Genomic DNA, 25,531 nt, shown 5'->3' with positions numbered 1-25,531 from the left:
ATCCATGTCCCTTTTGTTGATGTGTCTATGATAAGGCCTTAATATATTGTTTCATTTCCTGAATAATTTGTTCTTGCGTTTCTACGTTGTTTTCACATTCCATGCCATATTGAAAACCAGATGCAGCTAGTTTTTTCCAAGCGATAATCCCCGTTAATGAGATAGGGGTTTCATTTAAAAGAAATGTCACGGTAACTTCCCAATCTACTTCGTTAGTGGGGATGTCTAGTTTTGTTGTGAACCGGAGCCCGTTTGGACTTAAATCTAAAATTTCGGCAAAACCAGGTTTAATGTCAATCGGTGCGTTATTTTGCTTGACGAGTTGAAAGGTTCCGGTAATGGGAGAGTCGAAGGTATAGCGAAAACCTTCTTGACGTTTAAATTGCATAATCATAACCTCCGTCTATGATTTACGTGATTCTAAACCTAAGCGGCTGTCCCTTTCTTATGGGAGTATTGCGATTTGCATAGGTGAATCTTTGAGGATTTTTTAGTAGTTTACATAATTAATGATAATGTTCTTCTACTAAACGAAGCTTTGTCTAGTTATTCAGCTGAATATACATATCATACTATGACAAGCTTTGAAAATGGTAACAATTCGTGAATATTTTCGTACTTTTTCTTGGCGATGTGCTGTCGGTGTCTGTACGGAGGAATGCGCATCTAGTATGATAAAAATAGGAATCTTTACCCATTATTAATCGTTGTTTTAGGAGAAACGTAAGGCGGGATGGAAAGGATGACAATCTGAAAAACGAAGCGGATGCATTAGGAAGGAAGTTATAGATGATCAACAATCAGGTGTTAGCAAATACATATAATTCCCCACTTTTAATCCTCTCTTTTTTAATTACGCTTGTAACAAGCTACATGGCATTGGAACTTGCTATTAACATGAGAAAGTCAGAATCCAATTGGAACCGCATTTGGCTTTGGAGCAGTGCAGCTGTATTCGGAGGCGGTCTGTGGGCGATGGAGTCGGTGAGTTTTTTAGCCTTTCCTATATTTACAGACAGCTATTATCATTATGGCTATGCAGGAATGTCGCTTCTTATTGGAGTGGGAAGCAGTTATATCGGTTTTCGTTCGGCAGGCAAGGGAGAAAAGAAGCTTCTCTCCTTTTTACAGATGAATTTGTGTTTAGTCGGTGGTTTTTTCTTGATGCGCCACGTCAGTTTACTGGGGGTGGAGAATATCGGGATTTCCTACGATAAGAGCTGGCTGGCTGGTTCCATTGCGGTCGCATTGTTTACATCATTTGCGGCAACATGGCTTTTTTTCTTTCGGATGTTTGTTTCACAGCTGAATGTTTTGTATAAAATTATGCTGGCGTTCATGGTCACCTTCGCTATGGGGGCGATTCATTATACGGCCATGCTGTCGCTTCGTCTTGATTTAGTTGCAAAGGGGCAAGCGATTCGTTCATTTCAGCTTCCCATTGAAACGAAGTGGCTGATTGGGTTTATTTTACTGTTTTTAACATTTCTATTTTTACTGATGCTTGTTGTCATGACATTAGAGCGGAAAATTCGCCGCCAGCAAACAGTTAAGAGAGCTATCTTTCATTCATCGCTCGATCCGATTGTGGTCACGAACGAACAGAGTGAAATTCTTACAATGAATCCGATGGCTTGTAAGTTGTTTCAGCAAGATATGGCAGGACAGTCGATTTTTTCATTTTTGCCGGCATTTCAAACGCTTCCTCAGCTCATTGGGAAACGATTGGAAACAGAGTTGTTTTTACCAGGAGAGATTTGCAAAAGAATCGAATTGACGGTAACAAAAGTAAACTTAGATGCTAAGCATGAATACATTTTTTCGATGAGAGATGTGACAGAGCAAAAGCAGATTGAAGAGGAGCTGAGTGTGGCACATGATCGGTATCAGCAACTGTTTCACGATGCGCCGCTTGCCATGCTTGTCCATCAAAATGGCAACATTGTCGCTGCCAATGAAGAAGTCATTCGTCTTTTTGGGGCGGAGCAACGAGAAGAGTTAGTGGGACAATCTTTATTGACGTTTTTGGCGCTGGAGGAACACGATATCGTACAAAAGCGGATTGCGGAACTGTCTAATTCCTTTCCAGTTGAAGGGGCGATATACAATCAGCTTCGCGTCATTAATTGTAAAAAAGAAGAAAAATATGTGCAGACGAAATCAACCGTGATTAAAATGAAAGGTGCTTCGTACATTCAAACCATTTTTTATGATGTGACAGAGCAGCGGAAAGTAAAGCAAACGGTGCAATACATGGCTTATCAAGATTTGAAGACAGGCCTTCCGACGGCAGGGCTTTTCAATACATTAGCGAACAGTGCGCTTGAACGAGTAAAAAAGCATGGAGGAACGGCTTCTTTATTGCTCATTGACCTTGACCGTTTTAAATATTTAAGAGATACACACGGACATCCAGTAGGCGATGCCCTGCTAAAAGAGGTGGCGCGGCGCATTCAACAAGTGATTTTGTCGACGGACCTTATCTCCCAATACGGGCTAGATTCCTTTTTAGTGTTACTTCAAAATCGTGACCGCCAGCAAATTGTTCAGTTAACAGGGGAACTGTTAAGTGAAATTAGCGAACCGTTTCGAAGTGGAGAGTTGGAGGTATACGTGAGTGCGAGCATTGGAGGTGCCATTTTTCCGAATGACAGCCTTACGCTCGATACGTTAATCCGCCAGGCAGATATTGCGATGTATCACACGAAAAAGCATCAGCGAAACAGTTTTTCCTTTTATGATACGATTATGCATCAAGAAAGCACAAAGCGGATGATGATTGAAGATGGTCTTCGTCGTGCTGTGCTGGATGAAGAGTTTGAGCTGTATTATCAGCCGAAAATTGAAGCGAAAAGTGGGCAAATTGCGGGAGTGGAAGCACTTATTCGCTGGAACCATCCAACGCTTGGGAAGGTGTCGCCAGGGGAGTTTATTCCAGTGGCAGAAGAAACGGGCTTCATTTTGAAGATTAGCGAATGGGCATTAAAAACGGCTTGCCGGCAAAACAAACAGTGGCAGGAGCAAGGGATGCGCCCGATGCGGGTGGCTGTGAATATTTCGAGTGTCGATTTTGGGGAACCATCATTTATTCCAATGGTTATGAATGCGTTGCGAGAGACGCAGCTTGACCCGCAATATTTAGAATTGGAAATTACGGAAACGGTCGCTATTAAAAATATGGAGGTCGTGATTGAAAAGCTACATATGTTAAAGCAAATGGGGATTTATATTTCCCTTGATGATTTTGGAGCGGGGTATTCCTCTTTAAGTTATATTCAACAGTTGCCTATTCATAGCTTAAAAATCGATAAATCTTTTCTGGAGACGATACATTGTGAAAAAGAAGATACGATTGTAAAAGCGATTATTATGCTTGGAAAAAGTCTTGATTTAAAAGTAGTGGCAGAAGGAATTGAAGAACAGCAGCAGGCAAAAATGCTTGTGAAAGAACAATGTGATGAAATGCAAGGCTATTATTTCAGTCGCCCGTTGCCAGCAGGAGAATTTGCCGCAAATGCCGAAAAAATTGAGAAGCAAGCCCGTAATACGATTCATCCGGCTTTAGTGTAAATAAAGAGAAATGAGGAGCTATAACATGAACATTCGTCGCATTCATCACGTTGCTATTATTTGTTCTAATTATGAGCAGTCAAAAGCTTTCTATACGGAGTTGCTTGGATTTCGCATCATTGCGGAGACATACCGGGCGGATCGACAGTCTTATAAGCTTGATTTGGAAGTAAGTGAAGGGCATCAAATTGAACTATTTTCCTTTCCAAATCCAGCTCATCGACCATCTTATCCAGAGGCGAGGGGGCTTCGTCATCTCGCTTTTGCAGTATCGGATGTAGAAGAAGCTGTTCAGGAGCTGAAAGTGCAAGGAGTGGAAGTGGAAGCGATTAGGATCGATCCGCTTACCGGTCGAAAGTTTACCTTTTTTGCAGATCCGGATGGGTTGCCTCTGGAATTATATGAAGAGGGGATTTAGCTAATATGATGAAACGTGCTGTATCAGTCATCATTCCCACGTATCAACGTGTATACGCGTTGGGCGAGTTGATGGAGTCATTGTTAAGGCAAACGTACAAGCCGGCTGAAATCATCATTGTAAATGATGGTGGGAAGTCGCCAGAAAGTTTAGCGCTCTACTATCCAGAGCTTCCGCTAACGATTATCAATTTGGAGAACAATATAGGCCATGTACATGCCCGAAATATCGGAGTGCGGCAAGCGACAGGGGATTACATTTTATTATGTGATGATGATGATTTGTTATGGCATACTCATATTGAACGAATGGCGGAGGCGATGGAACAAGCTGACTTCGTTTTTTCTGATGCCGAGATGTTTAATTATGAGGTGAGAAACCAGACAAGAATTCCGAAAGAACGCCTTCTGTTCGCCTATGAGTGGAGTATTGAGAAAATGAAGGCCTTTTCAACCTACATTCCATCAGGCAGCATGTATAAGCGGAGTCTTCATGATCATCTTGGCTACTTTGATGAAGATGTCCATAATTATTGGGACTGGGACTTCTTTTTACGGGCAGCCGGGACGTTTCATGTGAAACGAGTTCCAGTAGCGAGTGTTTTATACGCTTTTTCGGAAACGGGTGACAATCAGTCGTTGCACCTTGACGAAAAGCGCCATCTCTACTTAAAACGTTTATGTGCTAAGCATGGTCTAGGTGAACGACCAATCAAGAACTTTTGGGTCCTCCTTGAAGAACCAGAAGTCAAAAAACGCAAGGCGCTAAGTGCCATTGTTTGGGATGGCAAGCCGTTTGTTTCTCGTCTTGTCACTGAAAGAAACCCGTCATTAAATTGACGGGTTTCTTCTTAATGCATGAAGGCGACTTCTTGAATAGGCCAATAGCGCATATTCACCTCGCCGACTACACTGTCTATTTTCACTAAGCCAAAATGGCGCCCGTCGCGGCTAATGCGGCGATTATCGCCGAGAACGAGAATATACCCTTCTGGAATAGTTGATTCGTCGGTAATTTCTTTTAAGGTAAAGTCCTCCGTTAATTTTTCAAAGGGAAGGAGTTGCTCCTTATAGTCTTTTAAGTACGGTTCTTTCTGTGGTTTGCTGTTGATGAATAGGATGTCATCTTGGTATTCCACGGTTTCTCCAGGTAAGCCGATAATGCGTTTGACTAAATATTCATCAGAGTTGGGAGATTTCAACACGACCATATCAAAGCGCTCTGGTTCACCGTGGCGATAATTGAGCTTATTGATAATAATCTTGTTGCCTTCTTCCAGATTCGGCATCATCGATTCTCCTTTTACGGTGTACGGCTGAAATAAAAAATGTTGAATTAAAAAAGATAAAATAAGAGCTACGACAAGCGTTTTGACGTACGATAAAAGTTCTTTTTTTACTCCATGCTCCATCTTTACACCTCTTTTTCCCTCAAGCCTATATTATAACAAGTGTAGCATACTTGTTTGGACGCTGTCATTTACATCTGTCCAAAGATTGGAAGAGAAAACAAATCGAAGTGATAAAAAGAAAGATGAACAAAGAAGAACGGAAAGATTGGATTGAGAATGGAAATTGCGGTAAACTGAGGAAAAGAGAGAAGGAGAATGTCGATGAAAGGTCAACAGTTTTTTATTTTAGGACTTGTATTTGCATTTATTATTGCAGTATTTGCTGTTGTGAACAATAACCCGGTAGAAGTAAATTATGTATTCGGTAACCGTCAGTGGCCACTTATTTTAGTTATTTTAGGTTCGGCATTGTTTGGGGGATTGGCAACAGGTTTATTAAGTGTCGTGAAAATTTTGCAGTTGAAGAGTCAAGTGAGGCAACTACAAAAACAAGTGCGTGATCAAGAAGCTGCACAAGAACCCGATTCCGCTCCAAAAGAAGAGGAAACAGAAGCGTCTCAATCACAAGCATAAAAAGAAGCTTTCCGTCCAAGTTGTTGATTTCGTCAATCACTCGGATGGAAAGCTTTTTTCGTGTTAAGCCTGTCTTTAAAAGACTGTTAGTTCGTTTTCTTCTAGCCATTGTTGGCGTTCGGCTGCATCTTCGAACCACTGGTTTACATCGTTGTTCGTTTGTTTTGCTACTTCACGGCCGAGGACAAATTCAATTACCGTCATCGGTGCTGTAAGTAGGCGCCAGTTTAATACAATCGTTCCATCTTCTTTTGTACGGTGAGTTTCATGTTTTAAATCTGCAGATTCAATTTGTACAGAAACGTCGCCAATTTGTTTCGTGAGCGATTTCATACACTCTTGGAACTTGCTGTCTGCTCGCGTTGCAAACCAGTCGGTTAACAGCGTTTGGACACCTTGATTAATTTCGGCACTGCTCCACGTTTCAGGAAGAGAGGCAATAAATTTCGCGCGGAACGTCAATGCGGCGTCTTGGCGAGTCTCTTTGACAAGATTTAAACGGTAAGAACGGCCTAAATACGGGATTTTATCACCGTCTTGAAATGATAAGGGTGCTGTTTCCGATGGTGCGGCTGGCAATTCCTCTTTTACTGCTTCAGTAGACTCGCTTTTGTTTGATTTCGTCGTTTGTTCGTTGCCAAGTTGTTCTAAAATCCATTGTGCTTTTTTTGAGATGACAAACTGACGATTGCTTTCGTTTAAGCTTTTTGGCACGACAAGTTTCACTCCGTTGTTCGGACAAACGTGTACAGTGATTTCTTGTATATTCGGACGTGCTTCAAACGTATAGTCAATCGCAATATTTCCAGATACATAGCTAAACATAAAATTATTCGAACTCCCTTCTACAAAACTTCATTTTATAACGAATCTATTAGAATATCAATATGATATAGATTGATTTAGAAAGTTCGACATGGCGAAAGGGCAGTCATGTCGAACTTTCTAAACTTAAGAGGGGAACTTCAAGTTGTCAGGATTAGCGATTGTGATGGTTCTACATTAAATGAAGATGTGCCGAATGATTCTATGGCTTGATTTAGAAACTTGGACATGATTAACGGACGGTCATGCTAAATCTTCTAACCTTAAGCGACTGACTGCTGCCAGCTGCTTAGGTGAAAAATATTGACGGATGTAGTGGAATGTATTGATAGATTGATTTTTCCGCTGAAAAAAGGGAGAAAGTTGCCGATAAATAGAGTATAAAAAGAAACTTTCGTCAAATAGGCGATTGCGGTACTATCAGGAACGAAAGAGCAGCTTTAGAGTGGGGGATTAGTATGAAGGGTCAATTTGTTCACAGTCTTCGTTTTAAAATGTTAACCTTGGTTGTAAGCGTTATCATAATTACATCGACAGCTCTTGGTTTTGCGAGCTATTTTGTCGCAAAGCAGCAGCTTGTGGAAGCAGGGAAGCTAGATTTAAGTAATACAGTTCAAGGAGCACTGACGGTCGTGGAGCGTCTGCAGCAGCAGGAAGAGTTTATGATGCTCAGCAAGGAGGAAGCACAGCAACAGGCAGCTGAATTGCTCGTCGGTCCGAAACTGAATGATAATAAACGAGATTTTACGAAGTCTGGTTTCTTGTATAAAGACAATGGCTACATATTTGTTTATGACAGTGAGTATAACTCCGTTGTCCATCCAATGGGCATTGAAGGAAAAAACATGGCGGATTTACAGGACGACAAGGGTGCTTATATTGTGAAAGACTTGATGGAGTCAGCGAAACAAAAAGAGAAGGAAGACCGGTTTTATGAATATTCCTGGAAAAATGAAGGAGAAAAATCGGCACGAAGTAAAATGGCATACTCCGTCTATTTTGAACCGTGGGATTGGATGATTGGTATCGGGGCATATGAAGAGGAATTTTATGAACAATTAGGTGAATTAAAGTTCATGACCTTTTTGTTCACGGTAGGCTCTGTTATTGTAGCAAGCATGATTATGTATGTCTTTGCTCGTAAGTATATTGTAGCTATTGAAAAAATGAATGAAGTAACGAATGAGGTAGCAGCAGGAAACTTCCAAGTGCAAGTGCCAGACCTTTATACGAAGGATGAAATCGGTCGGTTGGCAGCAGGATATCGACATATGCTCACTAATATGAAAGAGTTAATTGCAAAAGTGAGCGAAACAGGTCAATCGGTAGCAGCGTCTTCGGAAGAACTCACAGCTAGTGCTGATGAAACGAAGACTGCCGCTAATGAAGTTACCTTTTCCATTCAGGAAGTGGCGGAAAGAGCGGACGCTCAGCTTGTGAATGTTGAGCAGACGAGTCGCTCCATTCAGGAAATGGATGAACTTATTCGTGAAATGGCTGTTCGCTCGCAGGAGGTAGAGCATTCGGCGACACATACATCGAAGGAAGCTGAAGTTGGCAATGAATCGCTTCATAAAGTAAAAGAACAAATGAATCAAATTACTGACAAAGTGACGAAATCAACGGATGTAGTGAAAACACTTGAAAACCGTTCACATGAGATTGGTAAAATTATTGAAGTTATTACAGGTATTTCTGATCAGACGAACTTATTGGCATTGAATGCCGCGATCGAAGCCGCACGCGCAGGTGAGCATGGCCGTGGGTTTGCTGTTGTGGCAGATGAAGTGCGAAAGCTTGCTGAAGAATCAAAGCGTTCGGCGGATCAAATTAGTTCGTTAATTAAAGAGATTCAAGCAGATACAAAAATGGCGTATTCAGTCATGCAGGAGAGCACCCAAAGTGTTTCAGTTGGTATGAATGTTGTCGAGGAAGCAGGGCAAAACTTCTCTAAAATTTTAGAAGATATTTTTCAGATTCAAAAAGAAGTGCGGGAAATTTCAACGGCCACTTTCAATGTTCAGCAGCACTCGGCGGAAATAACGAAATCGACAGGGGCATTGGCAGAAGCGGCGCAAGTATCAGCAGCAAGTGCTGAAAATGTGGCTTCGGCTTCTGAACAGGAGCTTGCGGCGATGGAGGAAATCTCGTATGCTGCTCACTCGTTAAGTCAGCTTGCTCAAGATATGCAAGATTTGCTGACTAAGTTCAGAATCTAATATCATGACAGGTTTATAGATGTAGAATGAGTAAAAAAAAGATTTTAGGTATTTACAGAAAAAAACGTTTTTGGTATATTATAGAATAATTAAATAAGTTATCTAGAGTGACTGAGAGATCTGGCTCAATGACGTCACAGCAACCTGTCTTAGGCAAGGTGCTCCTACCAGCAAAGCGTATGCTTTGGATGATAAGACGGAAACGGAACTCTTTTCGCATCTAAAGCGAAAAGAGTTTTGTTGTTTAGTCACATCTTCCCGGAGCAAATCAAATGGAAAGAGAGTGTGAGGGTGATGAGTTTAAGTGGATTAGTGAGAGGTTATCTTTGTAAACGAGAATTGACAGATGAATTAGTACGGGTGGCAGCAGGAAGTTTAGAGAGGCGTTTTCGCACAGAAGATGAACGGTGTCGGGTCACGTTTCAAAAATTGGAAAATTTCTATGAAGTGGTCGTGTATCATTTTCAGCATGCGTATGCTGTCGCTTTAGATATTCATCAAGCAGAGAAGCTCAAAAATGAAGGGCTGTATGCATTGGATGAGCATTTGCTTCATCGTTTAGAAGGCGTAGGTCTTCGGATTTCCCGGGAAGTTCGAGTGTAGAAGATGAAAAGGAGGGTGAACATATTAGGTTCATCCTCCTTTTGTCGTGATAATCCATCTTTTCTCCTATAAAAAACAAGAGAAATTTGTCGAAAAATATTATGATACGTTTTTTTTTAGATTAAGGGAGAAGAGATGGGGGAACGAGATGTTTCGAAAAATTAGTTTAAAGCTTAATTTCATTGTCACAGTGATGATGGTGGTCATGCTGGCGGCAGTGGCTGGATTAAGCTATCAAATTTCTAAACAGCAAATTGAAGAGCAAGTGGAAATGCAAGCTGTGAGCACGTTGTCCGGAACGAAAGAACGAATTGAGCTATATGTAGATCAATATAGTAAAACATTGCACCATTATAGTCAAACGGACTTATTAGTGAATTTCTCGCAAATAGTAAATGAAAATGGCGATATGACCGCGTGGACGGCTGTACGGGAAGATTTCACCCGTTACTTAAACCAAAATCAAAACGTTTTGTCTATTTATGTAGGGACACCGAGCAAGAAATTTTATGCGGCGCCTGAGTCTGGTGTGCTGGATCCAACGACGAGAGGCTGGTACCAAGCAGCTGCTGAGGCACCAAATGAAGTGCATATTTCAGAAGTATATGAAGACGCGATTACGAAAAAGAACGTAATTACTTTGTCAAAGGCTATCGTTGATTCAAAGTCAGATCAGTTTCAAGGAGTAGTGGGAATCGATTTGGAGCTGACGAAATTAACGGAAATGGTTAATGAAACGCAAATTAGCCATGGCGGTTACTCGGTGATGCTCGATGCGCAAGGAAATGCTCTTGTACATCCGACGCTTCAAGGCGACAATTTGATGGACCTTCCATTTATACAAGAGATGTATAAGAAAAATGACGGTTATTTATCCTATACATTTGATAAGGAAAGTCGTATCATGCCATTTACCACGATTAACGAAACTGGTTGGAAAATGGGGATTGTGTATAAAGAGAAGGACTTGCTGAACGATGCGGCGGTCATTTTGAAATCCATTGTTTGGACATCTGCGGTGATTGTGATTATTGCTGGAGTTCTCGTCTATTTATTCTCACGAACCATTACGAAACCGATTCTTCAATTGAAAAAGGACATGGCCCTTGTTGCAGAAGGAGATTTGACTGTTGAGACAAAAGTTTCCTCAAAAGATGAAATTGGGGCACTGGCGGAATTTTTCAATCACATGGTTCAAAATATGCGAGAACTCATTGCCGCAGTGGAAAAATCGGTTGATTCTGTTCATTCATCTGTTGAGCATTTAAGCTCTGTATCGGAAGAAGCAGCGGCTTCGAGTGAAGAAATTGGTCGCGCCATCGGTGAAATTGCCCAAGGAACGACACAGCAAGCGACAGATGCCGATGTGACGAACCATAAGACGATTCAATTGTCTGAGCAAATCGCTCACACGCTTGAACAGAATAAGGAATTGAACGACTTATCTAGTGAAGTAACAACGGCGAGTGACACAGGGCTTTCGCAAATGAGCTCGCTTCGTTCACATACGAACGAAACGTTGACAGTTATTGAGCAAGTAAATGACGTCATGCTTTCGTTAACAGATAAGATGAAAAATATTGAGAGCATCGTGCATACCATTGACAGCATTTCTGACCAGACGAATTTATTAGCGCTCAATGCAAGCATTGAAGCTGCAAGAGCAGGAGATGTGGGAAAAGGTTTTGCGGTTGTTGCGGGAGAAGTACGCAAGCTGGCAGAGCAATCGGCTAAGGCAACGAGTGAAATTAATGAGATGATTCAGTCCATCCAAAAAGAGACGATGAAAGCGGCAGATGAAATGCAGCGAACAACAGAACTGTCGTTAAAGCAAGGAAAAGTAGTCGCCGATACAGAGTCAGCGTTTCAGCGGATTGAGGCAAATGTGTCGAAAATGGTTGATTCCATCCGTGATACGAATGAAAGCATGCATGAAATGAACCAATTAAAAGAAGAAGTCGCTTCAGCTGTGGAAAGCATTGCAGCTATTGCTCAGCAATCCGCAGCAGGTGCCGAAGAAATTACGGCTTCTGCTGAAGAGCAGGTGCGAGCGGTTAATACATTATCACACTCTGCTGAAGAGCTGCTGGAATTAAGTGAGCAGTTAGCTAGTATTATTCATCGCTTTAAATTATAATAAGAAACCTCTTCCTTTTTCGGGAGAGGTTTTTTCACTTGTGAGAATATTGTCAAAAAATTTACAAAACTTTTAGATTCTAAACCATGAAAAATATGGTATCTTATACAACAAGAGCAAATGAAAGGAGCGTTTGGCATGGAAGTGACGATTGACCATGGCAATGATACTAACAGCCGAGACTTGATTGACCAAGTGCTAGATTTCTTAGAAGATCAAACTATTTAAACCCTTCATACATGCCGATAAGAGCGGTTATGAAACAGAAGAAACCATCCACCTAGAGGGGGGATGGTTTCTTCTGTTCATGGCTGTGTAAGGACATTTGGGGCATCCTTTGCTGTATCCTCTTCTTTTCGGTAGCCTTGCAAAAGAAAGAAGGCTAATAAGGAGAGAAGGCTTCCGATTAAAAATGGAAGGGAGCTGTTGAAGCTGAAAGCAAACGCTCCAAGAACTGGCCCAAAAATGCGACCGAGGCTGTCCATAGATGCGCTAATACCGGAAGCTGCTCCGTAGCCGACTTTTGTTTTCATCGAAATCAACGATAGTACGCAAGGGCGAATCAAAGCATTACCCGCTGTTAAGACTGCTAGAAAAATAGTGGCGTTCACTACGTTTGATGAAAACAGAAGCAAGATAAAACCAAGGACGGATGTAAAAATTCCGATGGTGATTAGTGTTTTTTCGTTTCCTTTCTTAAAACGCTGAATGACACCACCTTGGATGATCGCCTGTGTTAAACCGCTTGCCATAAACATCCAGCCGATAGTCGTTGGAGTCGCATCGATTCGTTCTATTTGAAAAAACTGAAAGGTTGCTTCCATGCCAGCAAGGGTGAACGTACCGAGAAATGCAAGCATGTATAAGTATTTGGCAGCCCCTTGGAAATCGGTTTTAAACAGTTGCCATTGTGACTGTTTTTTGGTTGGCTGATTTCGTTGTTCAAGCGAAAGTGACTCCGGTAAAAAAAAGGCGGAAAAAACGGTCATCATAATGGCTAATACGCCAGAGACCACGAACGGAACGAATAAGCCAGCAGCTGATAATAACCCGCCCAGTGCCGGTCCGAAAATAAAGCCGAGACCGATCGTCATGCCAAGAAGGCCCATTGCTTTTGTACGATTATCCTCTGATGTAATATCGGAGGCGTAAGCAAATGCGCATGGAATGACAGCCCCGGCGAACAAGCCTCCAAGAATGCGTGAGGCGTACATGAGCAAGAGTGAATTTCCTGCTGCAGCAAAAATAAAGAAGCTGGCACTAAAGCCAATCAGCCCTATGAGTAAGACGGGACGGCGTCCTTTTCTATCGGATAAATGTCCCCAAAGCGGAGCTGTGATAAACGATCCGATTGAGTAAACGGCCATTAAAAAGCCAAGATTGACGCTGCTTGCGCCTGTTGCTCGAATGACTTCGGGAACAATCGGAATGATGATGCCAAAACCGACAAACACCATAAATAAAATGAACATTAATATAAAAATTTGCTTTTTCATATGTCACCTTCTGATTGGAATGCTGTGTTTATGTACCATTTACTAGTACTAGTATACCAAATCCAGCTCATGAAAACAGAGCGGTCACGTCAATATGTACAAAAAAATGTGCTCCCCTACTGTAGAGGAACACATTTTTGTTTTAGTGTGGCAAGAACGTAAGTTGATAGAAAAACAAGATCGCAAATAGATAGACAAGCGGATGTACTTCTTTTGCTTTCCCTTTTACAACTTTCAGCAGTGGGTAAGAGATGAATCCAAGCGCAATCCCTGTAGCAATGCTTGATGTTAACGGCATGCTCAGTACGACAAGAAAAGCTGGGAATGCTTCATCTAACTCTGACCAGTCAATATGGGAAATAGCGCCCATCATTAAACTACCGACAATAATTAAAGCGGGAGCTGTGATGGCAGAAATGCCAGAAACCGCACCAACTAACGGACCGAAAAACGCTGCAACGAGGAATAAACCAGCTACTGTCACACCGGTTAACCCAGTGCGTCCTCCAGCTGCTACTCCAGCCGATGATTCAATATAAGCGGTTGTCGGACTTGTTCCGAACATCGCTCCAATTGATGTACCGAATGAGTCAGCAAGAAGTGCCTGACGAGCACGAGGCATTGATTTTCCTTTCATCAATCCAGCTTGCTGGGCAACACCAATCATCGTTCCTGTTGTATCAAAGATGGTCACAAGTAGGAACGAGAAGACAACAGCATATAAACCATGCTGGAACACATCACTAAAAGCAACAACAGGATTCGCAATGAGCAATCCTTCCGGTAAGCTCGGCATCGCTACAAATCCTTCTTTGAATGAAAGCTGTCCTGTTAAGTAAGCAATAATACCAGTAATAATCATTCCGAAAAATAAAGCCCCATTTAAATTTAACGCCATTAAAACGAGTGTAACAGCGAGGCCAATTAAAGCTAGTACGACAGAAGGAGAATGAAGATCACCAAGTGCGACTAAGTTTGTTGGGTGGTCTGTAATAATTCCTGTTAGACGAAGCCCGATAAAGGCGATAAATAAGCCAATTCCAGCTGTAATGCCGTGCTTTAAGTTATCTGGAATGGCCTCGATTAATTTTTCACGAAACGGTGTTAATGATAAAATAACAAAAATAATTCCTGCGACAAATACAGCAGCAAAAGCGGTTTGATAAGTAATGCCGCCGTGCGAACCGACGACAGAATAAGCAAAGTAAGCATTTAATCCCATTCCAGGTGCGATGGCGATTGGATAATTCGCGCCAAGTGCCATCCATAATGTTCCAATGATTGATGCGATGATGGTAGCCGTGAAGACTTGTTCAAACGGTACTCCTGCATCAGATAAAATGACAGGGTTGACGATAATGATGTAGACCATTGTTAAAAACGTCGTAATCCCAGCCAATACTTCAGTTTTTACATTCGTGTTGTACTCTTTAAGCTTAAACATAATTCCCTCCGAATAACGAACATTTCAAAGCCTTTATAATAATATGTGTATTTAGAGTGAAATGCAAGCATAATCTTCATTTTTTTTGCGGAAAATGCATATCAATTGAAAAAAACCGAAAATAATGTTCGGGTTTTGGTGTTTTTTCGTTTTGTTTCCAAAGAGAATAATCGGTTTTTGGAAGTGTGGTTTTCTCTTTCCTGCAATGGGTCTTTCTGTCATTCATATGTGTTTGATGTGGGGATGTTAAACGAAAAAAATAGGGAGTCTTCCGAGAAAATGTTGAATGGAGACTAGTTTTGTCATGTATGAAGGAGTCCTCCATTTTTTCTCGAAAATGTAAAAGTGTCAAATCTTTGAAGAGGGCTGACTATAGTGAACGCTTGCGCTTTCTTCATGATCGGAATGGAGTGAGGAAAAATGATGAAAACAAGCGATGTAGCTAAAGAGCTTGGAGTCAATCCGAAAACGGTCTTAAAATGGATTAAGCAGCATGACATTCCTTGCGAAAAAAATGAAATTGGTCATTTTGAATTTACAGAGGAGCATCTAGAACAACTAAAAGAAATTCAGACAACGCCATCTTCGCAGCGTGTTCAGCCAACGGAAGGAAAGCGTCAAGGTACGGTTTCCATTTCTATAGAAGAAACTGAAAAATGGAAAGAGATGGAGGGGAAAATTGATCAGCTCTTTATGCGGCTCATGGAAAATGAGCGACGGATGGAACGAAAAGCGGGTGAGGTCGTGACGTTCCAAATATTAGAGCACCGTTCTGAAATTGATGATCTTCAAAAGAAAATTCAAAAACTAGAAGCTCGAATTCAACAACTGGAAGATAAGAAGCCACCTGAAGATGTACTGCCGGATTTTCCAGAAAAACGTACACCGAAATGGAAAACGTTTTTAACAAGTCTCCTTTAAACGCCTAGATAGGCGTTTTTTCTTTTGGAGAAACTATATAGTTGGGGAAAAGTTAATCATGTAAGAAAAATAACAGTTGCTTTTTCTTGACGAAAGGTTGCTCTATTTGATAAAACTGATTTAGTTAACTAGGTGAAATATATGACTTGATATATTATATAGTGTGAAAAGAGATAAAAAAGGTGGCGACTATTAGTGGATCGAAATGAAATGATGTTTGAACTTGAAAAACTTCTTCGTTCAGTTTTTCGGCAACTAAAGAGTGAAATTGGCGAATTGTTTGGAAGTGAATTGACCGGAAATGAATTCCGTCTATTAGCGATGGCTGCTGAAAACGGGACTATTCGTGTGACCGATGCTTCCAAACAGCTTCAAGTATCGGCTAGTCATATTACGGCCGTTACGGATGGGCTGTTGGCGAAAGGGTTTATTGAAAGAAAAAAATCCCCATCCGACCGAAGAAGTGTAGAAATTAGTTTAACAGAAGCGGGCAAGGGTATATTTAAGCAGTTTGAAGAAAAGAAAAGCGAGTATTTCCGGGAACGATTTCGTCATTTTACAACCGAAGAATTGCTTATTATGACGACGTTATTCGAAAAGCTAAATAAGCGTGAGAACAATTTTATTTAATAAAGTGAAATAATAAAGAAGGACGTGTAATGATGGAGCATCTTGAACATAGACGAAAAATCATGATTATGCTAGCAATTATGGCTGCCATGCTGTTTGCTGCTTTAAATCAAACGATTGTCGGAACAGCGCTGCCCCGTATTATTGCGGAACTGGGCGGGATTGAGTATTTCAGCTGGGTTTTCACCATTTTTATGTTGGCCTCGAGCATTACGGCCGTTTTAGTTGGAAAACTGTCCGACATTTATGGGCGAAAGCCGTTTATTTTAATCGGGATCGCGGTGTTTTCCGCAGGATCGCTGATGGCCGGTTTCTCAAATACGATGATTGAACTCATTGCTTACCGCGGGGTACAGGGACTTGGGGGCGGTCTCATTATGTCTACGGCGTTTACAGCTGTGGCGGATTTGTTTTCTCCACGCGAGCGTGGGCGCTGGCAAGGCTTGATGGGGTCTGTATTTGGTCTTGCGAGTGTATTTGGTCCTACGCTTGGAGGGTGGATTGTTGATAATGCGGATTGGCATTGGGTATTTTGGGTTTTCCTTCCGGTTGGGGTGATTGCCTTCATCTTAATTTTGATGTTGTTTCCAAGCACTGAAAGGAAAGCAGGAGAAAAAGTAGATTATGCGGGTTCGTTGTTTTTGACAACGACGATTGTGCCGCTTCTTCTAGCTTTTTCATGGGCAGGTTCTAAATATGACTGGGTATCCGGTCAAATTGCTGGTTTGCTTGGCGCCACCATTGCATCGCTAGTGCTGTTTGTAATAATTGAACGAAGAGCGAAAAGTCCTGTTTTGCCGCTTCATTTATTCAAAAACCCTATTTTTACGTTATCGAACTTAATCGGTTTTATTTTAGGGGCGGGGATGTTTGGAGCAGCGATGTATATTCCATTTTTCATTCAAGGTGTGCTTGGCCGTTCAGCTACAGCATCAGGTGTCATTATGATGCCAATGACTTTGTCGATGGTGGCAGCGAGCACTCTGGGCGGGCAATGGATTACCAAAACGGGTAAATATAAAGCTTTAGCAATTATCGGTCTATTCGTTATGGCAAGTGGCTTGTTTTCCCTTTCTTTCATGGGACCCGACAGCTCCGCGGCAATCGTTGTTTTGAATAATGTGTTAGTGGGAATCGGACTTGGAATGAGCTTCCCTGTCTTTACATTAACCATTCAAAATGCCGTTGATCATCGTTATTTAGGAGTGGCGACAGCTTCTTCTCAGCTTTTTCGTCAAATTGGGGGAACGGTTGGAGTCGCGGTGATGGGAACGATTATGAACGTAAACATGAATCGTTACATGGAGAATGAGGGGAAAGGAGTAGCTGAATCACCAGAATTGGCTGCTCGTTTAAACGGTTTGGATGCGCAAACGTTAATGGACCCTAGTCATTTAACTAGCATGAAAGCCGATTTACCGGCTTCTTTCCATCCAATATTTGAGCAACTGATTGGACTACTTCGTGATTCACTGAGTCATGCACTGACAGGTGTTTATTTAGTAGCAGGCTTTGTTGTGTTATTAGGATTTGCGCTGACCTTTTTCTTGAAGGAAATTCCTCTTCGTCAAAGCCAAAAAAGTGCCGAAGAAGAACAAGCGATATAAACTTCTATCATACGAGTGAGCAGCGCCGAACATGTTGGTTTGAACATATTCGGCGCTATTTTTATTAAATATTATCACTTCTCGTTAGTTTGTCACATATCTACCTTAAAGATAGTACATTTGTCATTATTATCCCTTAGCTTAACGAGGAAATGATGATATGATAGAAAGTAAGGTAATTTTCGTATCTTGATAAATTTGGGGTGAGCAGATGGTGTTTTTCAGAAGAAAAGAGAAAGAAACAGCAATGGAATGGCAGCAACATATGGAAACAGCTAAAGGTCGTATACAAATAAGCGATTCGGAAGTTGTAAAACAGCTCAACATGATTGCCTTAACGGAAAAAGAGTTGAGTGTGACAGCCGCGCTAAAACCATATATTGAAGGCGATCTTGATAAAATGGCTGCTCGTTTTTACGAAGGGCTAAAGAGTGAGCCTACGCTGTTAAAAATTATTGAAACGCACAGCAGCATTGAACGTTTGGAAAAGACACTTCGTGTACATATTGCTGAAATGTTTAATGGCGTCATTGATGAGGAATACATTTTGAAGCGAAAACGCATTGCACAAATGCATGTGAAAATTGGACTTGAACCGAAATGGTATATTCTTGCTTTCCAAAATTTGTTCTCTTCTATTATCCAAATGATTGATGAGCAATCTTTCGGGAAAGAAGAGACGGTGAAGGCTATTTCAGCTGTGTCCAAAATGATGAATTTTGAACAACAAATTGTACTCGATGAGTATCGTCATTTATATAACAGCATTCATGAGGAAGCAGAGGACAAATACATTAAGTTGCTCGAGCACATTAGTGAAAGTGCACATCGCTTGTCTAACATTTCCCAGCAAACTAATCAATTTATGGAAGAAATTAATGCGCAGGCACATGAAGTTGCTTCCTTCGCTTCCAGTCGAACGGAAACAGCAGCTACGGTAGAGGAAGAAGCACAAACCGGGATGAATGACCTTGAACAACAGCAGGAGTTGATGAACCATATTCAACAGAGCATGCAAGATATTTCTACGAAAATGAAGCTGCTTGATCAAACTTCGAATGAAATTTATAAAATTTCAGGTATTGTGACATCCATTGCCGATCAAACGAATTTACTTGCTTTAAATGCAGCAATTGAATCTGCTCGTGCAGGCGAGCATGGACGAGGCTTTGCGGTTGTAGCTGATGAAGTGAGAAAGCTGGCTGAAGAAACAAAAACTTCAGTGGCAGGCGTTACGGCATTGATTCAAGAAATTCATGAGCAAATTGATCACATTTCGAAATCTGTTCTTCAAGTCACGGATTTAACGGTGAAAGGTAGCTCTCAAATGAAACAAATGGGCGCTTTCTTCGGAAGTGTCATGGATCTTTTAAAAGAAAACAAACAACAAACCTATAAAACAAAGCAAGAGCTTGACTCCATTTCCAATGTAATTGAAGAAGCGACAGGAACCATTCATACTGTTGCCGAAACAGCGGAGGAATTAAGGGAGCTTGCTCATCGATAACAAAAAGACGGTGCCTGCCGTCTTTTTTTGTGTAGCTTTATCACTTGTTCGAACCTTTTAAGATTAATTAGTTAACCATGCTTTTCTTTCATGTTCAGCCTCTACGAAAAAGCGTTTCTTCCTCGGTATCTTCAATTCCCTAGCAGCTAAGCGGGCTTGTTTCACGTTTCTTCTGATGCACATCGTTTGGTGGAACGGTCAGGCAGAAGTATAATAAAGGCAGTTATGTTAAAGGAGGTTTTACAGTGGGAGAAAATGAAAAGCAATATGAATTGGCCACGTTTGCGGGCGGCTGCTTTTGGTGTATGGTGAAGCCGTTCGATGAACAGCCAGGCATTGTGAAAGTCGTGTCCGGTTATACAGGTGGACAAATCTCCAATCCGACGTACGAAGAGGTATGTTCAGATACGACGGGTCATTATGAAGCGGTTCAAATTACTTTTGACCCGAATGTATATCCATATGAACAATTAGTCGAACTGTTTTGGCAGCAAATTGATCCAACCGATGAGGGCGGCCAATTCGCCGACCGTGGTGATTCGTATCGTACGGCCATCTTTTATCATACGGAACAGCAAAAAGAAATAGCTGAACAATCCAAACGTCAATTAGGGGAGAGCGGCCGTTTCTCCAAACCGATTGTCACGCCTATTTTACCTGCTACGCCTTTTTATGAAGCGGAAGATTACCATCAACACTATTACAAAAAGAATCCGGTTCGCTATCAGTTGTATCGTACAGGCTCAGGCCGCGAAGCGTTTTTAAAGCAGCATTGGTCGAAGGTGGACAAACAGAAGCTAAAAGAAACACTTACACCGATGCAGTATGAAGTGACACAAAATAACGGCACAGAGCCTCCGTTTCGTAATGAATTTTGGAATCATACAGAAGAAGGAATCTATGTGGATATCGTATCAGGAGAGCCGTTGTTCAGTTCTTTGGATAAATATGATGCAGGGTGCGGCTGGCCTTCATTTACCAAACCAATTGATCAAGCGCAAGTGACAGAGCATGTCGATGTGAGCCATCGTATGGTGAGAACAGAAGTGCGCAGCAAGGAAGCGGATTCCCATCTTGGTCATGTGTTTGACGACGGACCTGGACCGGACGGCTTGCGTTATTGCATCAACTCAGCTGCTTTACGATTCATTCCAAAAACAGCTCTTGAAAAAGAAGGATACGGTCAATATCTTCACTTATTTGACGGAAAATAGACAAAAGAGGGACGCCCTCTTTTGTCTATTTTTTTGCCATTTGTTTTTATGCCTTAAAAAATAAAGGAATAAATCACCGCCTTTTCAAAAACACTAACAAAAAGACAAATAAAGGAAGAGTTGCGGTGTGTTTAATTTTCTGAAGAAAAGAAGCAAAGTGGACCAGTTAAAAGAGCAAAGCCAACAAAAAGAAGTTTTATCGATGGGAGAATTGTTACAGCAGTTAAAAATCTCAGATGATTTTGTTGATTTTAATACATCGGTCGGAAAAGAGCCGTTTTGGGTGTCCTATTTTACGACTCTGACCGATAGTCGCCTCATTCATGATTACGTTCTGCCCAATTTGGATGACAGTATTCACTCATTGGAACAACTGAAAAAAAGAATACCGATTGAGCAACTTGTCATTACGGAGAATACAAACGAAGTAAAACAACGTTTAATGTCGGGCGCAGTAGCCATACGTTTTTATGAACAAGATACACGAGTCCTCTTAGTGAGTGCGCCCAATACGGAATTCCGGCAAGTCGGTTCGCCTGAAATTGAATTTAATGTTATTGGACCGCAGGAAGCATTTGTTGAAGCGCTTCCTCTTAATATCAACTTAATTCGCAAGCGTCTTCCGATTGATGATTTGAAGGTAAAGCATATTACCATCGGTAAAAATTCAAAAACGCAAGTGGCCATCATGTATGTGCAAGGAGTAACCAATGATGAAAATTTGCAGACAGTCATGCAGCGATTGACGGACATTTACTTTGACCAAATTTTAGACAGCTCTTATTTGGAACAAATGATTCAAGATAATTCAAGGTCACTGTTTCCGCAAATTGTAAATACGGAGCGGCCGGACCGGGTTGCAGCTGCATTGGCCGAAGGGAAAGTCGCCATTTTATCGGACGGCTCTCCAAATGCACTCATTGCACCGAGTACCATTACTGAATTTTTTGGGACGCTCGAAGATTATAATTTAAACTGGCTGATTGCGACCGCTTTTCGACTTATTCGAGGTTTTGCTGTTGCCTTTTCTATTTTTGCGACCCCAACTTATGTCGCCGTTTTGACGTATCATTATGAAATCATTCCGAAAGATTTATTGCAGACGCTCATCTCGTCACGGGCGGCCATACCATTTCCACCCATTATTGAAGCCATCATTCTTGAATTGTCCATTGAACTCCTGCGGGAAGCAGGGGCCCGCTTGCCAACAAAGGTCGGTCAGACACTCGGTATTGTGGGTGGGATTGTTATTGGACAGGCGTCGGTTGAAGCGGGGATTACGAGTAACATTTTATTAATTATTGTGGCTCTTGCTGCTCTTGCTTCGTTTACTACGCCAACTTACAAGATGGGTAATACCATTCGTTTGCTACGTTTTCCTTTTTTAATTTTTGCCCAAATTCTCGGACTTGTCGGAGTGATGATTTGTTCTTTGTTTGTTCTCTCGCATTTAATGCGTCTTACATCACTCGGCCGCCCGTATTTAGAGCCGATTTATCCACCGAGGCTTAAAGATTTGAAAGATTCCATTATCCGCCTTCCGTTTACCACGTTTAACAATCGTCCAGTTTTTTTACAAACTGAAAGCGAGGAGCGTTTTGAATCACAGCAAAAAAGACAGAAGGTTCTCAATGATTTTACTGAAGATCCATAATGATTGAAGAAAAGGAGTTTTTGGCATGAGTCAACAAGTCAAAGAACACTACAAGATTGCTCCTTTTCTTGTCTTTTTTTTAGTTACAAGCGCTCAAGTAGGAGTGGGTATCCTCGGCTTTGAGCGAGTTATCGTGAAGGAAGCAGGGTATGACGGATGGCTTGCCATTGTTATTGGTGGAGGGATGGTCCACCTTTCTATCTTTCTCATGTATAAGCTGTTGGCTGAAGGGAAGGGGAACCTTGTTTACATTCACCAAACTTTGTTTGGAAAGTGGATTGGCAATGGCTTGAATGTATTGCTCTCGCTGCATTTTTTAAATTCCGCTTATACGGTTTTGCGAACATACATTGAAGTGCTGCAAGTGTGGATGTTTCCGAGTATGCCATCTTGGCTACCTGGTTTGTTGTTTTTGTTGTTAGCATACTATATTATTTCCTCTGGCTTTCAAGTCATCACAGGGATTTGCTACTTTGGGGTTTTGTTGCCGCTTTGGCTGGCGATTACGCTTGTGTATCCGCTGCAATATGCCCATTTTGACAATCTTATTCCGTTGTTTAATCATTCCATAAAAGAGTTGTGGGGGGCAACGAAGGCGATGACGCTCAGCTATTTAGGCTATGAAACATTGCTTATTTATTACCCGTTTATTCAACAGCCGCAAAAATCACATAAATATGCCCAGTGGGGAGCGCTGTGCACATCTTTAGTGTATTTAGTTGTTTGCTTGACATCTTTCGCTTTTTTTAGTGAAAAGCAATTACTTAATAGCATTTGGCCACATTTAACGATGACAACGGTACTTGAATTTAGCTTTTTGCAGCGGTTTGAATATGTGAAGGTTTCTTTTTGGCTGTTTGTTGTAATGCCTAATATTGCTTTGTTTTTTTGGGCTGCGAGTCGTATTGTCCGGGATGTGGTCAAAGTGAAACAGCGTCTTCCTTTATTGGGAATGATGCTGCTTTTCTTTCTTTATGCATATCTAGTCGATGATCGTGCTGAGGTGAATATTGTCAATAACATTAATGGAAAAATTGGATTTTATTTCGTATATGTGTATTTGCCGTTGTTATATGTTATCCAGCGAATCGTAAATCGGATGAGGGGTCAAAAATGATGAAACGTCTATTGGTATTCATGTTAATGATCATATTAACAGGTTGCGGGGTAGCTGCACCTATTTTGGATGATGTTGATTTATTGCAAGGGGTAGCCTATGATGCGGCAGAAGACAACAAAGTTGAAGCGACGTTAATGATTCCTGTTTATTCCGAACAGCAGACAGGAGAATTTGATGTACATTCGGCCACGGGGCATACGAGTAAGTACATTCGTTCAAAGGCAACGGCCGAAGCGCCAAAACCAATTGTAAGCGGGCAACTGCGTGTTGCCTTGTACGAAGATGAATTAGCAAAAAGAGGAATTTCAGATTTTATTGATACCCTTTACCGAGATGCTTCTATTGGAAATACGACGCAACTTGCTGTCACAGAAGGAAAGGCGGGTGTTTTTATTGAGGAGAGGTACAATGCGAATACAAATCCTGCTATTTATATATCGAATTTGCTCGAGCAAAATGTTAAAACAGAAAACGTTCCGAAAAATAATCTTCACGTTTTTTTATATAAATATTTTTCAGACGGAGGAGACCCATACTTACCATTGTTGAAACATGATAAAAGCGAAGTGAAAATTGTTGGGATGGCCTTATTTAAAGGAGATCGGTACGTTGAAAAAATTGATCGTTCAAACATGTTTGTGTTTAAAATGCTTGTTGAAGGTTATAAAAAGGGCGTCTATGAGTTTGAAATAGAAAAAAATCATTCTTATGCCGTTGTGGAAAACATTGTGGCGAGAACGGATTATGATTTTAAAGGAGACATGAAAAAACCTAAACTTCATATTTCCATTAAAATGGATGGACAAATTAAAGAGTTAAGCGAACGGCAAAACTTGCAAAATAAAAGCGCTATCCGAAAAATTCAAGACGACATGGAAGCGGCAATGGAAAAGCAAGGGATGTCGATGATTAATAAATTCAAAAAAATAGAAATCGATCCATTAAGTATTGGAGAACGGTACCAAAAATTTAATCGCTTCGGGACGAAGGAAGAATGGAAAAGTATTTATAAAGATCTCGATGTCGATTTGCAAGTAAAGGTTCATATTATCCAATCAGGGGTTGTGGAATAGAGTAGAACGGCTTCATTGCGCTCAATGAGGCCGAAAATAGTGAAGGTTTTGTTAGAACATGATGGCTCGTATTTTTTCCTGTTCATAACAGCCTCGTCTCCACGTTTGTCTATTGACAGAAGATGTGTTACTCGATACAATAAAAGTACCAAATTATACAGTTTCTTTCCAAGTGAAGGGGAGTAGCGTCAGGGAAACCTGAAACAAAGTCGTCATTTCATGGAGCGTGCTCCATCGGCTTTGTTGGCATGAAAATGCTCAGCAAGACCTTTGCCATTTCTGGCAGAGGTCTTTTTGCGTTTTTTTAAAGGATTTTGGGTAAAAGAATAACAAGGAGATAAAAGAGAGGAGATTAATGATGGAACTAACATTATTACTTGAATATGGCTGGGTGTTATTAATTCTGATTGCATTAGAGGGGATTTTAGCCGCTGACAATGCACTTGTTATGGCAATCATGGTAAAGCATTTACCAGAGGAACAGAGGAAGAAGGCTTTGTTTTATGGATTGGCCGGGGCGTTTATCTTCCGTTTCGGTTCCTTGTTCCTTATTTCATTTCTCGTTGATGTATGGCAAATGCAGGCGATTGGGGCGGCGTATTTATTGTTCATCTCCATTAACCATTTAATTAAACATTACGCTAAGAAAAATCGTCCTGTGAAAGAAGAAAAACCCAAAAAGGAATCTGGTTTTTGGGGAACGGTCTTCAAAGTAGAATTAGCTGACATTGCTTTTGCGATTGATTCCATTTTGGCAGCAGTGGCATTGGCAGTGACGCTTCCTACCACAAATCTACCGACTATTGGCGGATTGGATGGCGGACAATTTCTCGTTATTTTTGCAGGGGGACTTATCGGTTTAATCATTATGCGTTTTGCAGCCAATATGTTTGTCCAGCTTTTGCAACAGCGTCCTGGTCTCGAAACGGCAGCCTTTTTAATTGTTGGATGGGTAGGGGTCAAGCTTGCTGTCCATACGCTTGCACACCCAGAACTTGCTGTTATTGATCACCACTTCCCAGAATCCGGCTTATGGAAAGGGATTTTCTGGACAGTACTTCTTGCGATTGGGGCAGGCGGCTGGTTTTTATCAAAAAATCAAAAAGGTAAAACAGAAGAGCAAGCAAAAGAAGAAAAAGCTTTGAAAAAAGTAGAGAATCATTAAGCGA

The 25,531-nt window shown here is 41.3% G+C and carries 21 protein-coding genes, 4 pseudogenes and 1 riboswitch; of the genes and pseudogenes, 20 read left to right on the top strand and 5 right to left on the bottom strand.

Going from position 1 to position 25,531, the window contains the following annotated elements; genetic code table 11:
- Positions 1-25 precede the first annotated feature (25 nt).
- Entirely contained in the window at positions 26-388 is a 363-nt protein-coding gene (locus tag ACXAEO_RS15805; RefSeq protein WP_474882818.1) for a PilZ domain-containing protein, read from the bottom strand.
- A gap of 401 nt (positions 389-789) precedes the next feature.
- Between ACXAEO_RS15805 and ACXAEO_RS15800 the strand changes: the two genes are divergently transcribed.
- The 3 genes from ACXAEO_RS15800 to ACXAEO_RS15790 are packed head-to-tail and all read left to right on the top strand — an operon-like array spanning position 790 to position 4,827.
- Positions 790-3,570, top strand: coding sequence for a bifunctional diguanylate cyclase/phosphodiesterase (locus ACXAEO_RS15800; protein ID WP_474882815.1), 2,781 nt, complete (start codon positions 790-792; stop codon positions 3,568-3,570).
- A 25-nt stretch (positions 3,571-3,595) separates the two neighbouring features.
- Positions 3,596-3,988 (top strand): SMU1112c/YaeR family gloxylase I-like metalloprotein, encoded by a 393-nt coding sequence (gene gloA2, locus ACXAEO_RS15795; protein ID WP_474882813.1) that lies wholly within the window; start codon positions 3,596-3,598, stop codon positions 3,986-3,988.
- 8 nt (positions 3,989-3,996) lie between these two features.
- The gene (locus tag ACXAEO_RS15790) at positions 3,997-4,827 is read left to right on the top strand and encodes a glycosyltransferase (RefSeq protein ID WP_474884210.1); all 831 of its coding nucleotides are present in this window, start codon (positions 3,997-3,999) and stop codon (positions 4,825-4,827) included.
- 11 nt (positions 4,828-4,838) lie between these two features.
- On the opposite strand, the gene lepB is transcribed toward ACXAEO_RS15790, so the two are convergent.
- Positions 4,839-5,399 carry a signal peptidase I gene (gene lepB, locus ACXAEO_RS15785; protein WP_474882811.1) on the bottom strand — a complete coding sequence of 187 codons (561 nt, stop codon included), beginning with the start codon at positions 5,397-5,399 and terminating at the stop codon, positions 4,839-4,841.
- A 201-nt stretch (positions 5,400-5,600) separates the two neighbouring features.
- Here lepB and ACXAEO_RS15780 point away from each other — a divergent pair, with 201 nt between their 5' ends.
- Positions 5,601-5,912: a LapA family protein gene (locus tag ACXAEO_RS15780; RefSeq protein WP_474882809.1), complete on the top strand. Its 312-nt coding sequence runs from the start codon at positions 5,601-5,603 to the stop codon at positions 5,910-5,912.
- A gap of 75 nt (positions 5,913-5,987) precedes the next feature.
- Here the strand turns inward: ACXAEO_RS15780 and ACXAEO_RS15775 are convergent, their stop codons facing one another.
- Entirely contained in the window at positions 5,988-6,737 is a 750-nt protein-coding gene (locus ACXAEO_RS15775) for a YgjP-like metallopeptidase domain-containing protein (protein WP_474882807.1), read from the bottom strand.
- A 458-nt stretch (positions 6,738-7,195) separates the two neighbouring features.
- Between ACXAEO_RS15775 and ACXAEO_RS15770 the strand changes: the two are divergent.
- The 5 genes and pseudogenes from ACXAEO_RS15770 to ACXAEO_RS15750 all read left to right on the top strand — a co-directional run.
- Positions 7,196-8,014: pseudogene (locus ACXAEO_RS15770) on the top strand (cache domain-containing protein); the annotation flags it as partial.
- Complete coding sequence (locus ACXAEO_RS15765; RefSeq protein WP_474884208.1) at positions 8,009-8,956, top strand: methyl-accepting chemotaxis protein; 948 nt, start codon at positions 8,009-8,011, stop codon at positions 8,954-8,956. The pseudogene ACXAEO_RS15770 and the gene ACXAEO_RS15765, both read left to right, overlap by 6 nt.
- A gap of 95 nt (positions 8,957-9,051) precedes the next feature.
- Positions 9,052-9,154: riboswitch (SAM riboswitch) on the top strand.
- A gap of 93 nt (positions 9,155-9,247) precedes the next feature.
- Positions 9,248-9,559: a hypothetical protein gene (locus ACXAEO_RS15760; RefSeq protein ID WP_474882804.1), complete on the top strand. Its 312-nt coding sequence runs from the start codon at positions 9,248-9,250 to the stop codon at positions 9,557-9,559.
- 148 nt (positions 9,560-9,707) lie between these two features.
- Positions 9,708-10,757 (top strand): annotated as a pseudogene (locus ACXAEO_RS15755) (cache domain-containing protein); the annotation flags it as partial.
- Entirely contained in the window at positions 10,749-11,696 is a 948-nt protein-coding gene (locus tag ACXAEO_RS15750) for a methyl-accepting chemotaxis protein (RefSeq protein WP_474884206.1), read from the top strand. The pseudogene ACXAEO_RS15755 and the gene ACXAEO_RS15750, both read left to right, overlap by 9 nt.
- A 305-nt stretch (positions 11,697-12,001) precedes the next feature.
- On the opposite strand, the gene ACXAEO_RS15745 is transcribed toward ACXAEO_RS15750, so the two are convergent.
- A complete protein-coding gene (locus ACXAEO_RS15745; protein WP_474882802.1) occupies positions 12,002-13,192 on the bottom strand; it encodes an MFS transporter in 1,191 nt (396 codons plus the stop codon).
- A 142-nt stretch (positions 13,193-13,334) separates the two neighbouring features.
- Positions 13,335-14,636, bottom strand: a complete 1,302-nt coding sequence (locus ACXAEO_RS15740) for an NCS2 family permease (RefSeq protein ID WP_474882801.1) — start codon at positions 14,634-14,636, stop codon at positions 13,335-13,337.
- A 420-nt stretch (positions 14,637-15,056) separates the two neighbouring features.
- Between ACXAEO_RS15740 and ACXAEO_RS15735 the strand changes: the two genes are divergently transcribed.
- From ACXAEO_RS15735 to ACXAEO_RS15685, 11 genes and pseudogenes are all read left to right on the top strand, one after another.
- The gene (locus ACXAEO_RS15735; RefSeq protein ID WP_474882799.1) at positions 15,057-15,557 is read left to right on the top strand and encodes a MerR family transcriptional regulator; all 501 of its coding nucleotides are present in this window, start codon (positions 15,057-15,059) and stop codon (positions 15,555-15,557) included.
- A 195-nt stretch (positions 15,558-15,752) separates the two neighbouring features.
- Positions 15,753-16,187 carry a MarR family winged helix-turn-helix transcriptional regulator gene (locus ACXAEO_RS15730; RefSeq protein ID WP_474882797.1) on the top strand — a complete coding sequence of 145 codons (435 nt, stop codon included), beginning with the start codon at positions 15,753-15,755 and terminating at the stop codon, positions 16,185-16,187.
- 32 nt (positions 16,188-16,219) lie between these two features.
- Entirely contained in the window at positions 16,220-17,794 is a 1,575-nt protein-coding gene (locus ACXAEO_RS15725) for an MDR family MFS transporter (protein ID WP_474884204.1), read from the top strand.
- A 211-nt stretch (positions 17,795-18,005) separates the two neighbouring features.
- Positions 18,006-18,536: pseudogene (locus ACXAEO_RS15720) on the top strand (protoglobin domain-containing protein); the annotation flags it as partial.
- 123 nt (positions 18,537-18,659) lie between these two features.
- Entirely contained in the window at positions 18,660-19,301 is a 642-nt protein-coding gene (locus tag ACXAEO_RS15715; protein ID WP_474884202.1) for a methyl-accepting chemotaxis protein, read from the top strand.
- Between the two features lie 245 nt (positions 19,302-19,546).
- Positions 19,547-20,077 (top strand): annotated as a pseudogene (msrA, locus tag ACXAEO_RS15710) (peptide-methionine (S)-S-oxide reductase MsrA); the annotation flags it as partial.
- Between the two features lie 6 nt (positions 20,078-20,083).
- Entirely contained in the window at positions 20,084-20,515 is a 432-nt protein-coding gene (msrB, locus tag ACXAEO_RS15705; RefSeq protein WP_474884199.1) for a peptide-methionine (R)-S-oxide reductase MsrB, read from the top strand.
- Positions 20,516-20,717: 202 nt separating this feature from the next.
- Positions 20,718-22,169 carry a spore germination protein gene (locus ACXAEO_RS15700; protein WP_474884198.1) on the top strand — a complete coding sequence of 484 codons (1,452 nt, stop codon included), beginning with the start codon at positions 20,718-20,720 and terminating at the stop codon, positions 22,167-22,169.
- A gap of 25 nt (positions 22,170-22,194) precedes the next feature.
- Entirely contained in the window at positions 22,195-23,286 is a 1,092-nt protein-coding gene (locus ACXAEO_RS15695) for a GerAB/ArcD/ProY family transporter (RefSeq protein ID WP_474882795.1), read from the top strand.
- Positions 23,283-24,362: a Ger(x)C family spore germination protein gene (locus tag ACXAEO_RS15690; RefSeq protein WP_474882790.1), complete on the top strand. Its 1,080-nt coding sequence runs from the start codon at positions 23,283-23,285 to the stop codon at positions 24,360-24,362. The genes ACXAEO_RS15695 and ACXAEO_RS15690 overlap by 4 nt, the downstream gene beginning before the upstream one ends.
- Positions 24,363-24,720: 358 nt before the next feature.
- Positions 24,721-25,527: a TerC family protein gene (locus ACXAEO_RS15685; RefSeq protein WP_474882788.1), complete on the top strand. Its 807-nt coding sequence runs from the start codon at positions 24,721-24,723 to the stop codon at positions 25,525-25,527.
- Positions 25,528-25,531: the final 4 nt, after the last annotated feature.

Source organism: Bacillus sp. ABA4_010 (assembly GCF_056159105.1).
Note: the sequence above shows the minus strand (reverse complement) of the source record. Positions and strands in the feature narration are given on the sequence as shown.

What these genes read in the sequence shown, in the direction of transcription:
- ACXAEO_RS15805 (WP_474882818.1), bottom strand. Translation starts at nt 388, where the DNA reads ATGCAATTTAAACGTCAAGAAGGTTTTCGCTATACCTTCGACTCTCCC.
- ACXAEO_RS15800 (WP_474882815.1), top strand. Translation starts at nt 790, where the DNA reads ATGATCAACAATCAGGTGTTAGCAAATACATATAATTCCCCACTTTTA.
- gloA2 (WP_474882813.1), top strand. Translation starts at nt 3,596, where the DNA reads ATGAACATTCGTCGCATTCATCACGTTGCTATTATTTGTTCTAATTAT.
- ACXAEO_RS15790 (WP_474884210.1), top strand. Translation starts at nt 3,997, where the DNA reads ATGAAACGTGCTGTATCAGTCATCATTCCCACGTATCAACGTGTATAC.
- lepB (WP_474882811.1), bottom strand. Translation starts at nt 5,399, where the DNA reads ATGGAGCATGGAGTAAAAAAAGAACTTTTATCGTACGTCAAAACGCTT.
- ACXAEO_RS15780 (WP_474882809.1), top strand. Translation starts at nt 5,601, where the DNA reads ATGAAAGGTCAACAGTTTTTTATTTTAGGACTTGTATTTGCATTTATT.
- ACXAEO_RS15775 (WP_474882807.1), bottom strand. Translation starts at nt 6,737, where the DNA reads ATGTTTAGCTATGTATCTGGAAATATTGCGATTGACTATACGTTTGAA.
- ACXAEO_RS15765 (WP_474884208.1), top strand. Translation starts at nt 8,009, where the DNA reads ATGCTCACTAATATGAAAGAGTTAATTGCAAAAGTGAGCGAAACAGGT.
- ACXAEO_RS15750 (WP_474884206.1), top strand. Translation starts at nt 10,749, where the DNA reads ATGGTTCAAAATATGCGAGAACTCATTGCCGCAGTGGAAAAATCGGTT.
- ACXAEO_RS15745 (WP_474882802.1), bottom strand. Translation starts at nt 13,192, where the DNA reads ATGAAAAAGCAAATTTTTATATTAATGTTCATTTTATTTATGGTGTTT.
- ACXAEO_RS15740 (WP_474882801.1), bottom strand. Translation starts at nt 14,636, where the DNA reads ATGTTTAAGCTTAAAGAGTACAACACGAATGTAAAAACTGAAGTATTG.
- ACXAEO_RS15735 (WP_474882799.1), top strand. Translation starts at nt 15,057, where the DNA reads ATGATGAAAACAAGCGATGTAGCTAAAGAGCTTGGAGTCAATCCGAAA.
- ACXAEO_RS15725 (WP_474884204.1), top strand. Translation starts at nt 16,220, where the DNA reads ATGGAGCATCTTGAACATAGACGAAAAATCATGATTATGCTAGCAATT.
- ACXAEO_RS15715 (WP_474884202.1), top strand. Translation starts at nt 18,660, where the DNA reads ATGGAAGAAATTAATGCGCAGGCACATGAAGTTGCTTCCTTCGCTTCC.
- ACXAEO_RS15700 (WP_474884198.1), top strand. Translation starts at nt 20,718, where the DNA reads ATGGGAGAATTGTTACAGCAGTTAAAAATCTCAGATGATTTTGTTGAT.
- ACXAEO_RS15695 (WP_474882795.1), top strand. Translation starts at nt 22,195, where the DNA reads ATGAGTCAACAAGTCAAAGAACACTACAAGATTGCTCCTTTTCTTGTC.
- ACXAEO_RS15690 (WP_474882790.1), top strand. Translation starts at nt 23,283, where the DNA reads ATGATGAAACGTCTATTGGTATTCATGTTAATGATCATATTAACAGGT.
- ACXAEO_RS15685 (WP_474882788.1), top strand. Translation starts at nt 24,721, where the DNA reads ATGGAACTAACATTATTACTTGAATATGGCTGGGTGTTATTAATTCTG.